This is a genomic window from Novosphingobium ginsenosidimutans, assembly GCF_007954425.1.
GTDB lineage: Bacteria > Pseudomonadota > Alphaproteobacteria > Sphingomonadales > Sphingomonadaceae > Novosphingobium > Novosphingobium ginsenosidimutans.
Genome location: NZ_CP042345.1, coordinates 2,990,190 through 3,006,708, shown reverse-complemented (window position 1 = coordinate 3,006,708; position 16,519 = coordinate 2,990,190). Strand labels below are relative to the sequence as shown.

The window sequence follows — 16,519 nt, the reverse complement described above, 5'->3', positions numbered from 1 at the left end:
TTCCCGCCCTGCTAGGGCGCTGGCCAATGACGACCGACACGACTGAACCCGATCCCTTCGACGCCATCGTCGACGCGCCGTTCGATGCGGCGCTGTCCGAGCGCTATCTCGTTTATGCCCTGTCGACGATCACTGCTCGCTCGCTGCCCGACCTGCGCGACGGGCTGAAGCCAGTCCACCGCCGCCTGCTGTGGGCGATGCGTCAATTGAAGCTCAATCCCAACGATGCCTACAAGAAGTCGGCCCGCGTGGTCGGCGATGTCATCGGTAAGTATCACCCCCATGGCGATCAGTCGGTCTATGACGCCATGGTCCGCCTCGCGCAGGATTTTTCGCTGCGTTACCCGTTGGTCGACGGGCAGGGAAACTTTGGCAATATCGACGGCGATAACGCCGCTGCCTACCGCTACACCGAAGCGCGGCTTACCAAGACTGCGATCCAGCTGATGGCCGGCCTGGACGAAGGCACGGTCAACTTCATTCCGACCTACAATGGCGAGGAGGAAGAGCCAGAGATCTTCCCGGGCCTGTTCCCCAACCTGCTGGCCAATGGCTCCAGTGGGATCGCCGTCGGGATGGCTACCAATATCCCCAGCCACAACGTGGCCGAGATCATCGATTCCGCCCTACTGCTGATCGACAATCCCCATGCCGAACACGCCCAGCTGATGGAGCTGTTCCACGGGCCAGATTTTGCCACGGGCGGGATCGTGGCCGAAAGCCGCGAGGTTATCTCGCGCGCCTATGAGACCGGGCGCGGCGCGCTGCGCGTGCGCGGACGCTTTTCGACCGGGCGAAATGCGGATGGCACTTGGGAAGAAACCGGCATTGAAAAGCTGGGCGGCGGGGCCTGGCAGCTGGTGATTTCGGAGATCCCGTATCAGCTCCCCAAGGGCAAGCTGATCGAGCAGGTCGCCCAGCTGATCGCCGACAAGAAGTTGCCGATCCTGGAAGACGTCCGTGATGAATCGGATGAGCAGATCCGGCTTGTCTTCGTGCCGAAGAGCCGCAACGTCGATCCCGAACTGCTCAAGGAATCGCTATTCAAGCTGACCGATCTGGAAACCCGGTTCGGGCTCAACCTCAACGTCCTCGATGCCAGCCGCACGCCCGGCGTGCTCAGTCTCAAGCTGGTGCTTCAGGAATGGATCAAGAGCCAGATCGACATCCTGGTCCGGCGCAGCCAGCATCGTCTGGCCAAGATTGCCGACCGGCTGGAACTGCTCGACGGCTATATCATCGCTTACCTCAACCTTGACCGGGTGATCGAGATCATCCGCACCGAAGATGAGCCCAAGCCGGTGATGATGGCCGAATTCGGCCTGACTGACCGCCAGGCTGAAGCGATCCTCAACATGCGGCTGCGCTCCTTGCGCAAGCTGGAGGAAATGGAGCTGCGGCGTGAGCGGGATGACCTGCTGACTGAGAAGGAAGAACTGGAAAAGCTGCTCGAAAGCCCGGCACGCCAGCGCACCCGGCTTAAGCGTGACCTGAGCAACCTGCGCAAGGACTACGCCGAAGACACGCCTCTTGGCCGCCGGCGGACCACCATTGCCGAGGCCGCGCCAACGGTTGAGTTTTCGATGGACGCGATGATCGAGAAGGCACCGGTAACGGTGATCCTCTCGGCCAAGGGCTGGGTCCGCGGCGCCAGCGGCCACGAGCCGCTCGACAAGGATTTCAAGTTCAAGGAAGGCGATGGGCCGGCCTTCGCGCTTCACGCCCAGACCACCGACAAGCTGCTGGTCGCCTGCGACAATGGGCGGTTCTATACGCTTGGGTGCGACAAGCTGCCGTCAGCGCGCGGGTTCGGCGAACCGATCAGGACAATGATCGATATCGATGCCGGGGCAGAGATCGTGGGCCTGCTGGTCTATAAGCCCAAGGCGCAGCTTTTGCTGGCCAGCAATGCCGGGCGCGGCTTCGCGGCCGAAGCAGACGAACTGCTTGCCGAAACGCGCAAGGGCCGCGGGGTGATGACCACCAAGCCAGGCGTGAAGCTGGCAGTCGTGCGTGAAATCCCGGCCGAGCACGATCACATTGCTGTGGTGGGTGACAACCGCAAACTGGTGATCTTCAGCCTGGAAGAGCTGCCGATCCTCGCCAAGGGCCAGGGCGTAACCCTGCAGCGCTATCGCGATGGCGGGCTGGCTGATGCGACGACGCTGAAGCTGGACGAAGGCCTGTCGTGGAAGATGGGCGGCGACAGCGGCAGGACCCGAACCGAGAGCGACATGCGCTTGTGGAAGGTGGCGCGCGGGGCGGCAGGCCGGCTGCCGCCCAACGGCTTCCCGCGGGACAACAAGTTCTAACGCTTTGGCACCAGGACCAGTTTCTCGCCTTCGACCCGCCAGCTGGCTAGCTGGCTGAGCAGGTTCATACCGATCACCTGTGTATCGTCAGCCGTATCCTGCGGCACGGCCACGGGTAGGCCGCGGACTTCGATATTGCCGAAGCGCAGGGCCTCGATCTTGCCCATGGTGGCGGTAATCACGCCGTTGGCGGTTTCCAGCTCTAGCGGGGCCTGTTGCGGGTCGGGTTGGATCCCGAGTTTCTCTGCCGCATCGCGGCCGATCCCGGTGAAGGTCGCGCCGGTATCGATCAGGAAGTCGAGCTCGCGTCCGTTGACCTCCGCGGTTACCCAGAAGTGGCCGTCACTGGCCATTGGCACGATTGTCTCGCCGCCGCTGACGGACAGCGCCGGGCGGCGGTGCAGTTCCAGCGCGGCATCAGAGCGTTCGGCAGTATAGGCCAGTTGGCCGACCAGCAGCAGTCCGGCCGCGAGCATCCCTAGGTAGCCCGTCTGGCGCAGCCCGCGGGCGAGGCGAGGGCGGTCGCGCTCGATCATCCACCCGGTCGCGGCGGCAAGCACCGCCAGGATCGCGATGACCAGCAGCGGTTCGTTGAAGACCAGCTCGCTCACGCCTGTTCGCTCAGCTCCGCGTCAAGCAGGGCTGGGATGAGAGAGTCCGCAAAGCCCGCGGCGATCCAGCCGCTTTCAACCCGGCGTAGCACCCGTGCGACCTCGGGCCCGGCCTTGATTCCGCGCGCCACAATCTCCCCGCCCTTGAGCGGGAATTCAGGGATGGTCCAGCCGTCCAGTGCAGCGACATCCGTCCCCGCGATTAGCAGCCGGTCAAGCGCGCCATCAATGCCGAGGCGATAGGCAAGGGGGCGGGCTTCCTGCTCGGTCCCCTCCCGCGCAGCCGCCAACGCCAGCCGCTTCTTTTGCGCTCCTGACAAACGAAAGCGGCTTGCTACGGCTTCGGCCAGTTGCACGTCAGCAGGCAGCAGCGCGGCGAGGCGGCGCAGGGCGTCAGGCGCGATCCGCTGGCGCACTTCCTCGGCCACCAGCGCCGCGAGGGCCACTACATCCGCTTCGGGCAGAACCACTTCTAGCACGCCGAGCTCTGCCATCCGCGCCACGGTTGGCGCCGGATCGGTGAGCGAGAGGAGATTCATCATCTCCATGCCGACGCGTTCGCGCGACAGGCCCTTGAGCATCGCGGCCAGTTCGGCGCAGGCGCTTTCGGACGGCGCATCGGCCGGCATCGAACCGAACCGCGCTTGAAAGCGGAAATAGCGCAGGATCCGCAAGTGATCCTCGCGGATGCGTTGGTGCGGATCGCCAATGAACCGCACTCGCCGTGCGGCAAGATCGTCCAGCCCACCAAACCAGTCAAAGATCTCGCCGGTCGCCGGATCGGCATAGAGCGCGTTGATCGTGAAGTCGCGCCGGGCGGCATCGTCCTGCCAATCGCTGGCAAAGGCCACCGTGGCACGGCGGCCGTCAGTACTGACGTCATGGCGCAAGGTAGTGATCTCAACGGGTCCTTGCGGCAGGACAGCAGTTACGGTGCCATGTTCGATTCCGGTCGGAACCACCTGAATTCCCGCGCTCTTCAGTTGTTGCATTACCGCGCGTGGTTCGAGCGGGGTAGCCAGGTCGACATCCTTGACCGCTATGCCCAGCAGCGTGTCACGTACAGCACCGCCGACATAGCGCGACTGGCCCGGGCCAAGCGCTGCCACCAGCAAGGCCAGGTCCTCACGCCTGGTCCAATCCGCCGCGGGCAGGGTAAGCGTCACCAGGCAATCCGCCGCGACAAGTTGTGGATGATCGCCGCTGTCACGCCCCAGATCCGATGCTGCTGCCACATGATCTCGATGTAGCGCCTTTCCGCGCCTTGCCAAAATGCCGATTGCTCGACCTGGTTCTGGCGGTTGAAGACGAAGTCGACTGGGGCCTCGAACCACTGCGCCACCTCGGTCGGGCTTGGATTGAGTTCAAGGTCTGGCGGAACCACCGCGATAACCGGGGTCACCGCATAGCCGGTGCCGGTGCGATAGACATCGCTGGTGCCGATCACGGTCACGTCGCGTTCGTGGATGCCCAGCTCTTCCCAAGCCTCACGCAGGGCGGCCTCGACCGGGCTCTCGCCGGGGTCGATCTTGCCGCCGGGGAAGGCGACCTGGCCGGGGTGCGAGCGCATATTGGAGGGCCGGTGGATCATCAGGAAGCCCGGCCGTTCCCGCTCGGTTATGGCGGCCAGGACCGCAGCCGGACGAAATGTTCCCCCATGGCGTTCGTCTGACAGCAGGTTGTCTAGTTCCTGCGCGTGCCCGTCTTCATGCAAGGCGCGCAGCCGCGCCACCAGCTCGCTCATGCCGGCACCAGCGCGAAGCGGACGCCCTGGCTTGCCGCAGTCAGGTCGGCATCGGCCAGCTCGACCAGTTGCAGCCAGGTGCTGCGGTTGATCCGCGCCTCGCAGCCATTGCGCACGGCGAGGTAGATCGCCGGCAGCTCGGCCGTGCCGCGCGCCACCAGCGGATGATCGGGCCCCGCCACGATGATCTCATCGGTGTTGAGCTTGAAGGCCAGTGCCCCGTCCTGCGCAGCGACATCGGTGGCGATGAAGGCTGCGTCCTCGACCTTGATCGACTGCTTTTCGACCGGGGTCACAAGCCAATAGCGCCCGTCGCCCTCGCGCCGCAGCAGGCCGGCGAAGGCGCGGATCATGGCCGGGCGGCGGATTTCCCCACCATCGTGGAACCAGCGCCCGTCGGCCCGGATCGTCATCAGGCTATCGCCGCTGGTTTGCGGGTTCCACTGCGCGACCGGCGGCAGCTTGCGCGCATCGTTAAGCGCTGCAATCTCGGCAAGGCTCAACGTCGCAAGGTCGGGCAGAGGTTCGTAGGGCATCGGCGCTGCGATGCCAGATCAGCTTACCCGCGCCAAGGGCCCAGCATACCGTATGCGGGCAGGACTGCCGGATTGTCGCAGCGCGCCAGTAGCCGGTGCTGCTCAAACGGGCCGGGTAGGTCCCAGCCGCCGGTATGGGCATTGGTGAAGCCCCAGAACCGGCCGTAATACTCCGGATCGCCGATCATGACTTGCGGCAGCGGGGCCTGCGGGGAAAGGGCAGCTAGGCTGGCGGTCATCAAGGCCTTGCCATAGCCTGCCCCCTGCGCGGCTGGCTCAACCGCGACCGGGCCAACCATGATCAGCGGATGGCGGCGGCCATCCGGATCGGTCAATGCGACCGGCCAGCATTGGATCGTGCCGACCAGATGTTCTTCGTCATCGATCGCGGCAAAGGACAGGCCTGGCAGCCAATCGGTACCCTCGCGGACCTTGTAGGCGGTGCGCTTGTGCCGCTCCGGTTCGAAGGCGCGGTCAAGCAGCGCCTCGACCAGCGCGGGGTCGACGTTGTCGAGCGGGATCAGAGTGGGACCGTCTGCCATAGGCGCGCGCCCCTAAGGCGCGGTGCCGCGCTTGTCGATGGAATTTACCCTTCGGCCTACTTTGCGGGGGCGAGCTTGAGCAGACGGCCATCCTTGCCGTCCTCGATCACCAGCAGCGTTCCGTCCGCAGCTTCGGCCACGTCGCGAATCCGCTTGTCGAGCGGATAGCGCCCGGCTTCGGTCACCTTGGTGCCGTCGATGGTGACGCGGACCAGGCCCTTCGAGGCCAGCCCGGCGATCAGCAACTGTCCGCGCCAGTCACGGAAAGCCTTGCCACGGTAGAACACCATGTCGCCCGGCGCGATCACCGGAGTCCAGACGAGGTTCGGCGCGGTCATGTCGGGCCGGGTGCTGTGCGGCGGGATATCCTTGCCGTCATAGTGATCGCCTTCGGAAACCACCGGCCAGCCATAATTCTTGCCTGGCTCCACCAGGTTCAATTCGTCCCCGCCGGCCGGACCATGCTCCAGGTCCCAGAGCCGGCCCTGCGGATCGAAGGCCAGACCCAGGATATTGCGGTGGCCATAGGACCAGATCTCTGCACTGACGCCGCCCTTGTCGGCAAAGGGATTGCCCGGGGCGGGCTTGCCGTCGGGCAGCAGGCGCAGCACCTTTCCGAGATTTCCGGTCAGGTCCTGCGCAGGGTCCATCTTCTGCCGTTCACCCGAGGCGACGAACAGCAGCTTGCCATCGGGCGAGAAGGCGATGCGGTGCGAATAGTGGCCGCGCCCGGTCACCTTGGGGCTTTGCCGCCAGATCACTTCCAGCCCCTCGAGCCGCGGGGCATCGCCGAGCACCAGCTTGGCTCGGCCGATCGCTGCGCCGCGGGTTTCGCCATCACCGGCTTCGGCCCAGGAGAGGTAGACCATGCCGCTCTTGGCATAGTCCGGGGCCAGCACCACGTCGCCGAGGCCACCCTGACCGCCAAAGGCAACGGTTGGCACGCCCGCCACATCTTTGACGGTGCCATCGACCAGCTTGAGCTTGCCGCCCTTCTCGGTCACCAGCACGCCGCCGCGCGGCAGCACGGCAATCGCCCAGGGGGCATCGAGCGCGGCCAGCGGCGTTACTGCAAACGCCCCCTTCGTTTCGGTGATAGCCGGTTTGGGGCTATCCCCAGCAACCGATGGGCTGCAGCTTGCGAGGAAGGCGGCGAGCGGGAAGAAGGTGCGGATGATGGTTCTGGTCATGGCCGGATAGATGGAAGCTGGACTGCTCTTAGCCAAGGGGACCAAAGGCCGGGTCGTGATCGGCGTGGACGAGGCGGGTCGCGGGCCGCTGGCCGGGCCGGTTGTCGCCGCAGCTTGCGTCCTTGGGCATGATGCGCCGCAGGGTCTGGACGATTCCAAGAAGCTTTCGGCCAAGCGGAGAGCCGTGCTCGAACCACAAATCAAGGCTAGCTGTCACTGGGCGCTGGGTGTGGTCGAGGCGGACGAGATTGACCGGATCAACATCTTTGCCGCCACCATGCTGGCCATGACCCGCGCGGTTGCCGCCCTGGCGCTCGAGCCGGACGAGGTGCTGATCGATGGCAATATGACGCCGGCCGGCCGCCACCCTGACTGGTGCTGGCCAGCCCGGGCGATTGTCGGCGGCGATGCGCTGGAGCCCTGCATCTCGGCCGCCTCGATCCTCGCCAAGGAACACCGCGACCGGCTGATGCGCGAATATGCCGAGGCGCACCCGCATTACGGCTGGCAGACCAATATGGGTTACGGCACGGCTGAGCACCTGGCCGCGCTGCGCGAACACGGACCTAGCCCGCTCCACCGCCGCAGCTTTGCCCCGGTTGCGCAGCTGGTGTTGCTCTGACAGCAAAAAATTTCGAGCCGAGTCTCGCGGGCCACACCCACCAGATGTTGAGTCCGGATCGATTCTCCGGGCTCTAGATGCTGTGGCGGACTCGTTTCGTTCTCCTCGCCGGTAGCCCTTTGCTAACCATGAATCGCTAGGATTCCTGCGGAGTCGCCCTTGACGCGGGACTCCGGATGACTCACCCTGTGGATAACTTTGGGGACATTAGAGAACGTCATGGGTCAGTTGCTGGTGGGTGAAAAAGCGCGGTTGAAGGCTGCGCGCGAGGTGGTCAGGCCGGATCTTCCGATCGGGCGGATCCTGGATGGCGATTGCATCGAAGCGATGCGCAGCCTGCCCGATGCCTCGATCGACATGATCTTCGCCGATCCGCCTTACAACCTGCAACTGGGCGGTGATCTGTCGCGCCCCGATGGCAGCCATGTCGATGCCGTGACCGATCACTGGGACCAGTTCGACAGCTTTGCCGCCTATGACAAGTTTAGCCGCGAATGGCTGACCGAGGCGCGTCGACTGCTGAAGCCCAATGGCTCGCTGTGGGTGATCGGGTCCTACCACAACATCTTCCGCCTTGGCGCGATGCTGCAGGATATGGGCTTCTGGATCCTCAACGACATCGTCTGGCGCAAGGCCAACCCGATGCCGAACTTCAAGGGCACCCGCTTCACCAATGCGCACGAAACGCTGATCTGGTGCTCGATGGGGGAGAAGGCCAAGTACACCTTCAACTACCGCGCGATGAAGACCCTGAATGACGAGCTGCAGATGCGCTCGGACTGGGTCCTGCCGATCTGCGGCGGCCAGGAGCGACTCAAGAAGGCCGGACACAAGGTTCATCCGACCCAGAAGCCCGAGGCACTGCTCTACCGCGTTATGCTGGCGACGACCAACAAGGGCGACGTAGTCCTCGATCCCTTTTTCGGCACCGGGACAACCGGCGCCGTCGCCAAGCGGCTGGGCCGCGAATGGATCGGCTGCGAGCGCGAGAGCATCTACCGCGAAGCCGCCCTGGAGCGGATCGAACTGGCCCTGCCGCTCGACGAATCTGCGCTGATCACGATGCAGAGCCCCAAGGCCGCGCCCAAGGTGGCCTTTGGCACCCTGGTCGAGACTGGCTTTATCGCCGCCGGGACCAAGGTTTTCGACAAGAAGCGCAAGCTGGTTGCCACGGTGCGGGCCGATGGCTCGCTGGTTGCGGGCAGCGAGATCGGATCGATCCACGGCCTTGGTGCCAAGCTGCAAGGCGCGCCCAGCTGCAATGGCTGGACTTTCTGGCACATCGAGCATGAGGGCGAACTCAAGCCGCTCGACGCGCTCCGGCAGCTTTACTTGCTGGCGACGGAAGATTGAGCAGCGCCCACTACCTTCGCCCCATTGCCCTTGCTGAATCGCCGCAAAGCGAGGAGGGCGGGGCAGTCCGCATTGCCGGCGGGCTGACCTATGCCAGCCGTTTCGCGGTCATTGCTCGCGAAGGCGGCAGGGTGGTTTCGCGCGAGCTCTATTCGGCGAGCGAACTGCGAGCGGTCTTGCCCGATCTGTCGCACGATCTGCAGGCGCAATTTACCAACCTGCAGCGCAGCCATGCGCCGCTGGAATGCGGGGCCCGCACGATCCGGCTCGACCAGCCACAGGTCATGGGCATCCTCAACATCACGCCGGACAGCTTTTCCGATGGCGGCCAGTTCATGGACGATCCGGAAATTGCCGCAACCCATGCTGCGGCGATGCTCGAAGGCGGCGCCGCAATCATCGACATTGGCGGTGAGAGCACCCGGCCTGGCGCGGCGGCGGTCTGGGAAGGCGATGAGCTGAAGCGCGTCGTGCCAATGATCGAGCGGCTGGCTGCATCGGGTGCGGCCATCTCGATCGACACCCGCCGACCGGCAGTAATGGAAGCGGCACTCGCGGCCGGGGCCCACATCATCAACGATGTGTCCGCCCTGCGCCACGATCCGCGCAGTCTGGATTTTGCGGCCCGCTCGGGCGTGCCGGTCGCGCTGATGCACGCGCCGGGTGAGGGCGATGATCTGCATGGCGGCGGCGCCTATTCAGATGTCGTGCTTGACGTGTTCGACTGGCTGGCTGCGCGGCGCGATGCGGCGATTGCGGCCGGGATTCCGCGAGAGAAGATCGTGCTCGATCCGGGTATCGGCTTCGGCAAGTCGGTCGCGGACAATCTCGCGCTGCTGATTGCCTTGCCACTGTTCCATGCGCTGGGCCAGCCGCTGCTGGTCGGGGTCAGCCGCAAGCGGATGATCGGTGCGCTCTCGGGCGAGGCCCCGGCGCATCAGCGCCTCGGTGGTTCGATCATGCTGGCGACGCGGGCGCTGGAAGCCGGCGTGCAGCTGCTGCGCGTCCACGATGTGCCGGAAACGGTTCAGGCGCTGCGCGTCTGGCGCGGTCTGCGCGATGCGGCGCTGACCGATTTCAGCCAGCTCGCCCCTTAGGCGACGTTTTCGATCCCTAGGTCGGACAGCTTGCGATAGAGCGTGGAACGACCAATCCCCAGGCGGCGCGCGACTTCAGTCATTCGGCCACGGTAATGGCCGATCGCGAGCCGAATCACGTCGGCTTCGATCTCTTCAAGCGGGCGCAGATTGCCATCGGGGGTGTAGAGCGTGACGCCTATTGCCTCGTGGTGGTTGACCGCGCCGTTGCAGGCCTCGCCCAGCATGTTCGCGAGCTGCGGGAAATCATCGGCGGTCAGGGCGTCGCCATCGCAGAACACGGCGGCGCGGAACAGCACCGCCTGGAGCTGGCGGACGTTGCCTGGCCAGTCATAAGCGGTCAGAAGCGCCAATGCGCCATCAGTGATCCCTATTTCGCGCAGCCCCGGCTGTTCGCCGATTTGAGCCAGGAAATGGCGGGACAGGGCTGGAATGTCGCCAGCGCGTTCGCGCAGCGGCGGCAATTGCACTGTCACGCCGGACATTGCCTCGTGAAGGTCAGCCAGGAAATGTCCGCCCGTGACCATATCTTTCAGCGGCAAGTTGCTGGCTGCGATCAGCCGCACGTCGATCCGAAACGAGTGCCGCGCGCCGATTGGGCGGACATCGCCGCGCTGGATCGATTCGAGCAACCGTTCTTGCACGGAGAGCGGCAAACGATCGACTTCATCGAGGGCCAGAGTGCCGCCGTCGGCATGCTGAAGTGCGCCGACATGGCGATCAAAGGCTCCCGGGAATGCCCCCTTTTCATGCCCGAACAAGGCGGATTCGATCGAATTGGCAGGAATCGCGCCGACATTGAGCAGCCGGAATGGAGCTTTGGCGCGTGGGCTGGCGGCCTGCATCGCGCGGATCAGCATTTCCTTGCCGGTGCCGCTCTCGCCTTCGATCAGGATCGGGCCATGACCGCGTGCCGCTTTGGCGGCAATGGCCAGGGCAGTCCGGAAAGTGGGCGAAGCACCGATCATCGCGTCGAAATCCGGGTTCGACGGCATCTTCTCGGTCAAAGGCATCAGCTCGTCGCGCGGCGCCTCGCGTGTGGTCGCCATGCGCAGCGCCTGCATCAAGCGTTCGGGTGAGACGGGCTTGACGAGGTAATCGGTCGCCCCGGCGCGCATTGCTTCGACCGCAAGCAGCGGCGAGGCCGAGGCGGTCAGCATCAAAATCGGCAAGGCAGGGCGGCGGCTCTTGAGCTCGGCAATCAGCGTGCAGGCTTCGTCACCCGGGACCCACTGGTCAAGGATGATCGCGCCAAGCTGCATGCCCTGGCGCGTGCCCAGGGTTGCGATTGCTGTTTCCGAATCGCGCACCACCAGTGTGCGCCACCCTTCGCGCGCGGCCAATGCGGAGATCAGCCGGCTTTGCGCCGGCTCATCGTCGATCAGCATCAGTGTTTGCTGTTCGAAATCCGCCATGATCTTAGTGATAGTCCCCGCTCTTGGTCGAACCTGCGATAGCGCAAGGGAGTAAAGAGGCGATTAAGCCTGCATTTTGGGGATGGTTCCCTTTTGGCCTACTTGAGTGCAGGCGCAGGCGGCGATAGACGGGGCGGCGAAACATCAACTTGCCAATTCAGGGACAGGATTATGGCTTCGGGTAATGACATGAAGATGGCCAACGAAACCTACGGCGGTTTCATCGGCCTGGTGAAGTACGGCAGCGTCGTGGTGGCGGTTGTCGCTGCCGGCGTGATCGCACTGATCGCTTGATTAGCCGGTGAGCGCCAGCCTGCGGATCGCCGTCCTAAAGGAACGTGCGAACGGGGAAACCCGGGTCTCGGCTACACCGGAAACGGTGAAGAAATTCATCGCCTTGGGCGCGACTGTTGCAGTCGAAGCCGGGGCTGGTGGAACGGCTTCGATTGCCGATGCAGACTATGCCGCCGCTGGCGCTGAAGTGGTGAAGGATGCCGCCAAGGGCGCCGACATTGTCCTTGGCGTCCAGGGGCCGGATTCCAAAGCATTGAAAGGTGCCAATGCCGGTGCCTGGATCGTGGCGGGTCTCGATCCGTTCGGCCAGCGTGCCCGGGTGGATGAATATGCCAAGGCCGGATTCGAGGCCCTGGCGATGGAATTCATGCCCCGCATCACGCGCGCACAGTCGATGGATATCCTGTCCAGCCAGTCGAACCTTGCGGGCTACAAGGCGGTAATCGAGGCGGCGAATCTTTATGGCCGCGCCTTCCCGATGATGATGACTGCGGCGGGCACAGTTTCCGCCGCCAAGTGCTTTGTGATGGGCGTGGGTGTGGCTGGGCTGCAGGCCATTGCCACCGCCCGCCGCCTGGGCGCGCAAGTTTCGGCAACAGACGTGCGCTCGGCGACCAAGGAGCAGATCCAATCACTTGGCGCCAAGCCGATCTTCGTTGAAAGCGTGGCAGGGATCGAGGGTGAGGGCGCTGGTGGCTATGCCACGGAAATGTCTGAGGAATATCAGAAGGCGCAGGCCGAACTGGTTTCTGGCCACATTGCCAAACAGGACATCGTCATCACCACAGCGCTGATCCCGGGGCGACCAGCGCCGCGGCTGATTTCGGATACACAGATTGCCAGCATGAAGCCCGGCTCGGTAATCTTTGACCTCGCTGTCGCTCAGGGCGGCAATGTCGAAGGCAGCAAGGCTGACGAAGTGGTCGAGCGCCACGGGGTCAAGATCTTCGGCTATTCGAACACCCCGGCCAAGCTGCCCGCCGACGCCTCGGCGCTCTTCGCCCGCAACCTCTACAATTTCCTCTCCGCATTCTGGGACAAGGAAGCTGGGCGCCCGGTCTTGGACGAGGAGATCGGCAATGCCGTGCGCCTGACGCAAGGCGGCAAGGTCGTGAACGAAAGGCTGCTCGGGTGAGGGCGCTGATCACGGCGCTTGCCCTGACCGCCAGCCTCGCCTCTGCGCAGACTCCGCCAGTCGCTTCGCCTTACGCGGCGCTGGCCGGGGAATGGTCGGTCGATCTGCGTGTCGCGCTGACCGATCCCGCCTATAGCAAGGCCATGGTGCTGAACATTGGGACTGATCGCGCGATCACGGGCAGCTTCTATGACAGCGAGATCCTCGCCGGCCGAGCAGGGACCGCGCAGGGACGCCAGTGCGTGGCATTCCGCACTACCGACGGGCAGGGCATGTATCACAGCTCCGCCTGCCTGATCGACGGCAAGATGGTCGGCCAGACCTGGGCCGAAGGGCGCAATTTCGTGCTGCCGTGGACGGCGACAAGGAAGTAGCAATGGACTTCATTTCGATCCTCTCGATCTTCGTCATGGCCTGCTTCGTAGGCTATTATGTCGTCTGGTCGGTCACGCCCGCGCTGCACACGCCGCTGATGGCGGTCACCAATGCGATCTCTTCGGTCATCATCGTCGGCGCGCTTATTGCAAGCGCCGCGGCGGGTAGCCCGGCGGCCAAGTGGCTTGGGTTGCTCGCAGTGGTCTTCGCGAGCGTGAACATCTTCGGCGGCTTCGCGGTCACGGCCCGCATGCTGGCCATGTACAAGAAGAAGGATCGCTGAGCATGGAACACGCTGCGGTCCCTGCCTGGGCAATGCTTGCCTATCTCGCTTCCGGCGTTCTCTTCATCCTGGCGCTGCGGGGGCTTTCCAGCCCCGGCACCAGCCGCGCGGGCAACCGTTATGGCATGATTGGCATGCTGATCGCTGTCGTGACCACGCTGGTCACGCACGAGATCGCGAACCTGCCCGAGATCCTGGCTGCCATCGCCATCGGCGGTGGCATCGGTTGGATCATCGCCCGCCGCATCGCGATGACCGACATGCCGCAGCTGGTTGCAGCGTTTCACTCGCTCGTGGGCTTGGCAGCAGTATTGGTCGGGTGGGCGGCCTATCTCAATCCTGAGGCCTTTGGCATTGTCGGCGCGGATGGGCTGATCAATCCTGTGTCGCGGCTTGAGGCCGGCCTTGGCATCGCCATCGGTGCGATCACTTTCTCCGGCTCGGTCATCGCCTTCCTCAAGCTTGCCGGCAAGATGAGCGGCGCGCCGATCCTGCTGCCAGCGCGGCACGTTATCAATCTCGGCACGCTGGTCGCGATTGTTGGCCTGACCGGCTATTTCATGACCGACCAGAGCCTTTGGGTGATCGCCACGATCACCGCGCTGGCCTTCCTGATTGGTTTCCTGCTGATCATCCCGATCGGCGGGGCGGACATGCCGGTCGTGGTCTCGATGCTCAATTCCTACTCGGGCTGGGCGGCGGCGGCGATGGGCTTTACGCTGCACAACACCGCGATGATCATCACCGGGGCGCTGGTTGGCTCCTCGGGCGCGATCCTTTCCTACATCATGTGTAAGGCGATGAACCGCGGCTTCCTGAGCGTGATTGCCGGCGGCTTCGGTGCCGATGCCAGCGCCGGCGGCGGCGAAGCGCGCGAGCAGCGCCCGTGGAAACGCGGCAGCGCCGAAGACGCAGCCTATATGCTGGGCGAGGCCGAGAAGGTCATCATCATCCCAGGCTATGGCATGGCTGTGTCCCAGGCGCAGCACGCGCTGCGCGAGATGGCTGACCTGCTCAAGGCCAAAGGCGTTGAGGTAAAGTATGCGATCCACCCCGTGGCCGGCCGCATGCCAGGCCACATGAACGTACTGCTGGCCGAAGCCAACGTCCCCTACGACGAAGTTTTCGAGCTCGAAGATATCAACAGCGAGTTCGCGACAGCCGACGTCGCCTTCATCATTGGCGCCAATGACGTGGTCAACCCGGCCGCCAAGACCGACAAGTCGAGCCCGATCTACGGGATGCCGGTATTCGATGTCGACAAGGCCAAACAGGTCTTCTTCATCAAACGCAGCATGGGCGGTGTTGGCTATGCCGGGGTCGACAACGACGTGTTCTACATGGACCAGACGCTGATGCTCCTGGCCGACGCCAAGAAGATGGTCGAGGATATCAACAAGGCGCTGGCGCACTGATGCGGATCGCAGTTGCTCTGACCTTCCTGGTGCTTGCGGCCTGTTCGCCGTCGAAGCTCGCCTATGGTCAGGTCAAGAGTGCGATGATGGATGCTGGCCTCAGTGAATCCAACGCCGCCTGTATGGCCGAACGGATGACCGACCGGCTGACTCTCGGCCAGCTGCAGAAGCTCAAGCAGCTGAAGGGTGATAAGCGCAATCTGGCCGACTATGTCGTCGCGGTGCGGCGGGTCGGCGATGTTGAAGCGATCAAAGTGACCGCCAGTTCTGCCGCGCTCTGCGCGAGCGGGCTGGCCAGCGAGAAGCGTTGATCCTGCCTTTTGTGGCGGTGGATTGACTTACACCGCTGTCAGTTCAAAACTCCGATCCCATGAGGATGCCCGCAACGCTGATCGCTGTGGCCACGGCACTGGCCCTGGCTGCTCCTGCCCATGCCAAGGTGATACCCGTCGCGGCGGGCGAAAACGCCCAGGCCCGCTTGCAGGAGGCTTTGATCCTGGCCGAGCCGGGGGACGTCGTTGAGCTAGGGGCCGGGCGCTTCACGCTGACTGATGGCCTGTCGCTCGACGTCACGGGCGTGACGGTGCGCGGTGCCGGGATGGACGCGACCGTGCTCGACTTCACAGGCCAAAAGGGGGCCGGCGAGGGGCTGCTGGTGACTTCTGACGAAGTCACCCTGCGCGATTTCGCGGTCGAGAACACCAAGGGCGACGGGATCAAGTCCAAGGGTGCCGATAACATCGTCTATTACCGCGTCCGCGTGACTTGGACCGGCGGGCCCAAGGAAACGAACGGCGCATATGGCATCTATCCCGTCTCGAGCACCGGAGTGCTGGTTGATGGGTGCAAGGTTTCGGGCGCCTCAGACGCCGGGATCTACGTCGGCCAAAGCAAGGCGATCACGGTCCGCTACAACTATGTCGAGCAGTCCGTCGCGGGGATCGAGATCGAGAACAGCCGCGATGCGTTGGTTACCGGCAACCTGGTGACCCGCAATACTGGCGGCATCCTGGTATTTGATCTGCCCAACCTGCCGGTGATGGGCGGAGGCAACGTGGTGATCCGCGACAACTTGGTGGTTGGTAATGACACGCCAAACTTCGCGCCAAAAGGCAACATCGTTGCCGGTGTGCGGCGCGGCACCGGGGTAATGGTGATGGCCAACGATGGCGTAATGGTCGGCCGTAATCAGTTTGACGGCAATCCAACGACCTCAATCATGGTGGTCTCCTATCCGCTCGCATTTGCCGATGCGCGCTACAATCCTGCGCCTCGCAATGTGCTGATCGGCGGAAACAGGTTTGGACGAGACGGATACGATCCGCAGCTTCCCGGGGCAGCTACGCTGCTTACGGCATTCGGTGGTTCGCTCCCTCCGGTGCTGTGGGATGGGCTTGGCGATCCTCCAAAGGCGGTCGACCTCGTGAATGGCAAGGCCTTGTCATTGAACCTGCCAAAGCAGGGGGCAGGCGCTGAACAGGCCAAGCCGGCACCATTCCGTTTGCCGGATTCGGTGCCGATGCCGCCCGCACCAGGAGCGAGCCAGGCAGTCGAACCTCGGGCCCCCGCAGCGCTCGATCTACGTATTCAATGAG

Annotated in this window: 18 protein-coding genes; 11 read left to right on the top strand and 7 right to left on the bottom strand. The window is 64.1% G+C overall.

The annotated features are described in order from the left end of the window. The first annotated feature begins 26 nt into the window (after positions 1-26). Positions 27-2,312, top strand: coding sequence for a DNA topoisomerase IV subunit A (gene parC, locus FRF71_RS14765; RefSeq protein WP_147091373.1), 2,286 nt, complete (start codon positions 27-29; stop codon positions 2,310-2,312). Here the strand turns inward: parC and FRF71_RS14760 are convergent. Genes FRF71_RS14760 through FRF71_RS14735 form a run of 6 tightly spaced genes read right to left on the bottom strand, consistent with a single transcriptional unit; the run spans position 2,309 to position 6,935 of the window. After that, a complete protein-coding gene (locus tag FRF71_RS14760; protein ID WP_238339281.1) occupies positions 2,309-2,923 on the bottom strand; it encodes a retropepsin-like aspartic protease family protein in 615 nt (204 codons plus the stop codon). The two genes, parC and FRF71_RS14760, sit on opposite strands and share 4 nt — an antisense overlap. Then, positions 2,920-4,089, bottom strand: a complete 1,170-nt coding sequence (locus tag FRF71_RS14755; RefSeq protein WP_147091687.1) for a CCA tRNA nucleotidyltransferase — start codon at positions 4,087-4,089, stop codon at positions 2,920-2,922. Before FRF71_RS14755 ends, FRF71_RS14760 begins: the two co-directional genes overlap by 4 nt. Further along, positions 4,086-4,667 carry a CoA pyrophosphatase gene (locus tag FRF71_RS14750; RefSeq protein WP_147091372.1) on the bottom strand — a complete coding sequence of 194 codons (582 nt, stop codon included), beginning with the start codon at positions 4,665-4,667 and terminating at the stop codon, positions 4,086-4,088. The genes FRF71_RS14755 and FRF71_RS14750 overlap by 4 nt, the downstream gene beginning before the upstream one ends. Next, positions 4,664-5,203: a DUF1285 domain-containing protein gene (locus FRF71_RS14745; protein ID WP_147091371.1), complete on the bottom strand. Its 540-nt coding sequence runs from the start codon at positions 5,201-5,203 to the stop codon at positions 4,664-4,666. The genes FRF71_RS14750 and FRF71_RS14745 overlap by 4 nt, the downstream gene beginning before the upstream one ends. 23 nt (positions 5,204-5,226) lie before the next feature. Beyond that, positions 5,227-5,745 carry a GNAT family N-acetyltransferase gene (locus tag FRF71_RS14740; RefSeq protein ID WP_147091370.1) on the bottom strand — a complete coding sequence of 173 codons (519 nt, stop codon included), beginning with the start codon at positions 5,743-5,745 and terminating at the stop codon, positions 5,227-5,229. A gap of 56 nt (positions 5,746-5,801) precedes the next feature. Further along, positions 5,802-6,935, bottom strand: a complete 1,134-nt coding sequence (locus FRF71_RS14735; RefSeq protein WP_147091369.1) for a PQQ-dependent sugar dehydrogenase — start codon at positions 6,933-6,935, stop codon at positions 5,802-5,804. Between the two features lie 10 nt (positions 6,936-6,945). Here FRF71_RS14735 and FRF71_RS14730 point away from each other — a divergent pair, with 10 nt between their 5' ends. The 3 genes from FRF71_RS14730 to folP all read left to right on the top strand — a co-directional run bounded on the left by FRF71_RS14730 (position 6,946) and on the right by folP (position 10,007). Then, positions 6,946-7,557 (top strand): ribonuclease HII, encoded by a 612-nt coding sequence (locus tag FRF71_RS14730; protein ID WP_147091368.1) that lies wholly within the window; start codon positions 6,946-6,948, stop codon positions 7,555-7,557. 219 nt (positions 7,558-7,776) lie between these two features. Continuing rightward, positions 7,777-8,910 (top strand): site-specific DNA-methyltransferase, encoded by a 1,134-nt coding sequence (locus FRF71_RS14725; RefSeq protein WP_147091367.1) that lies wholly within the window; start codon positions 7,777-7,779, stop codon positions 8,908-8,910. After that, positions 8,907-10,007 (top strand): dihydropteroate synthase, encoded by a 1,101-nt coding sequence (folP, locus tag FRF71_RS14720; RefSeq protein WP_147091366.1) that lies wholly within the window; start codon positions 8,907-8,909, stop codon positions 10,005-10,007. Before FRF71_RS14725 ends, folP begins: the two co-directional genes overlap by 4 nt. Here folP and FRF71_RS14715 read toward each other — a convergent pair. After that, positions 10,004-11,422 (bottom strand): sigma-54-dependent transcriptional regulator, encoded by a 1,419-nt coding sequence (locus tag FRF71_RS14715; protein WP_147091365.1) that lies wholly within the window; start codon positions 11,420-11,422, stop codon positions 10,004-10,006. The two genes, folP and FRF71_RS14715, sit on opposite strands and share 4 nt — an antisense overlap. Before the next feature lie 171 nt (positions 11,423-11,593). On the opposite strand from FRF71_RS14715, the gene FRF71_RS14710 reads away from it, so the two are divergent. From FRF71_RS14710 to FRF71_RS14680, 7 genes are read left to right on the top strand one after another with little or no spacing between them, the layout of a single operon-like run. Beyond that, positions 11,594-11,716: an aa3-type cytochrome c oxidase subunit IV gene (locus FRF71_RS14710; RefSeq protein ID WP_147091364.1), complete on the top strand. Its 123-nt coding sequence runs from the start codon at positions 11,594-11,596 to the stop codon at positions 11,714-11,716. Positions 11,717-11,735: 19 nt separating this feature from the next. Further along, positions 11,736-12,851: an NAD(P) transhydrogenase subunit alpha gene (locus FRF71_RS14705; protein WP_147091686.1), complete on the top strand. Its 1,116-nt coding sequence runs from the start codon at positions 11,736-11,738 to the stop codon at positions 12,849-12,851. Then, the gene (locus FRF71_RS14700; protein ID WP_147091363.1) at positions 12,848-13,225 is read left to right on the top strand and encodes a hypothetical protein; all 378 of its coding nucleotides are present in this window, start codon (positions 12,848-12,850) and stop codon (positions 13,223-13,225) included. Before FRF71_RS14705 ends, FRF71_RS14700 begins: the two co-directional genes overlap by 4 nt. Before the next feature lie 2 nt (positions 13,226-13,227). Continuing rightward, positions 13,228-13,509 (top strand): NAD(P) transhydrogenase subunit alpha part 2, encoded by a 282-nt coding sequence (locus tag FRF71_RS14695; protein WP_147091362.1) that lies wholly within the window; start codon positions 13,228-13,230, stop codon positions 13,507-13,509. Between the two features lie 2 nt (positions 13,510-13,511). Then, entirely contained in the window at positions 13,512-14,924 is a 1,413-nt protein-coding gene (locus FRF71_RS14690; protein WP_147091361.1) for an NAD(P)(+) transhydrogenase (Re/Si-specific) subunit beta, read from the top strand. Next, complete coding sequence (locus tag FRF71_RS14685) at positions 14,924-15,235, top strand: hypothetical protein (RefSeq protein WP_147091360.1); 312 nt, start codon at positions 14,924-14,926, stop codon at positions 15,233-15,235. Before FRF71_RS14690 ends, FRF71_RS14685 begins: the two co-directional genes overlap by 1 nt. Before the next feature lie 59 nt (positions 15,236-15,294). Further along, complete coding sequence (locus FRF71_RS14680) at positions 15,295-16,518, top strand: parallel beta-helix domain-containing protein (protein WP_337678491.1); 1,224 nt, start codon at positions 15,295-15,297, stop codon at positions 16,516-16,518. Position 16,519 lies beyond the last annotated feature (1 nt).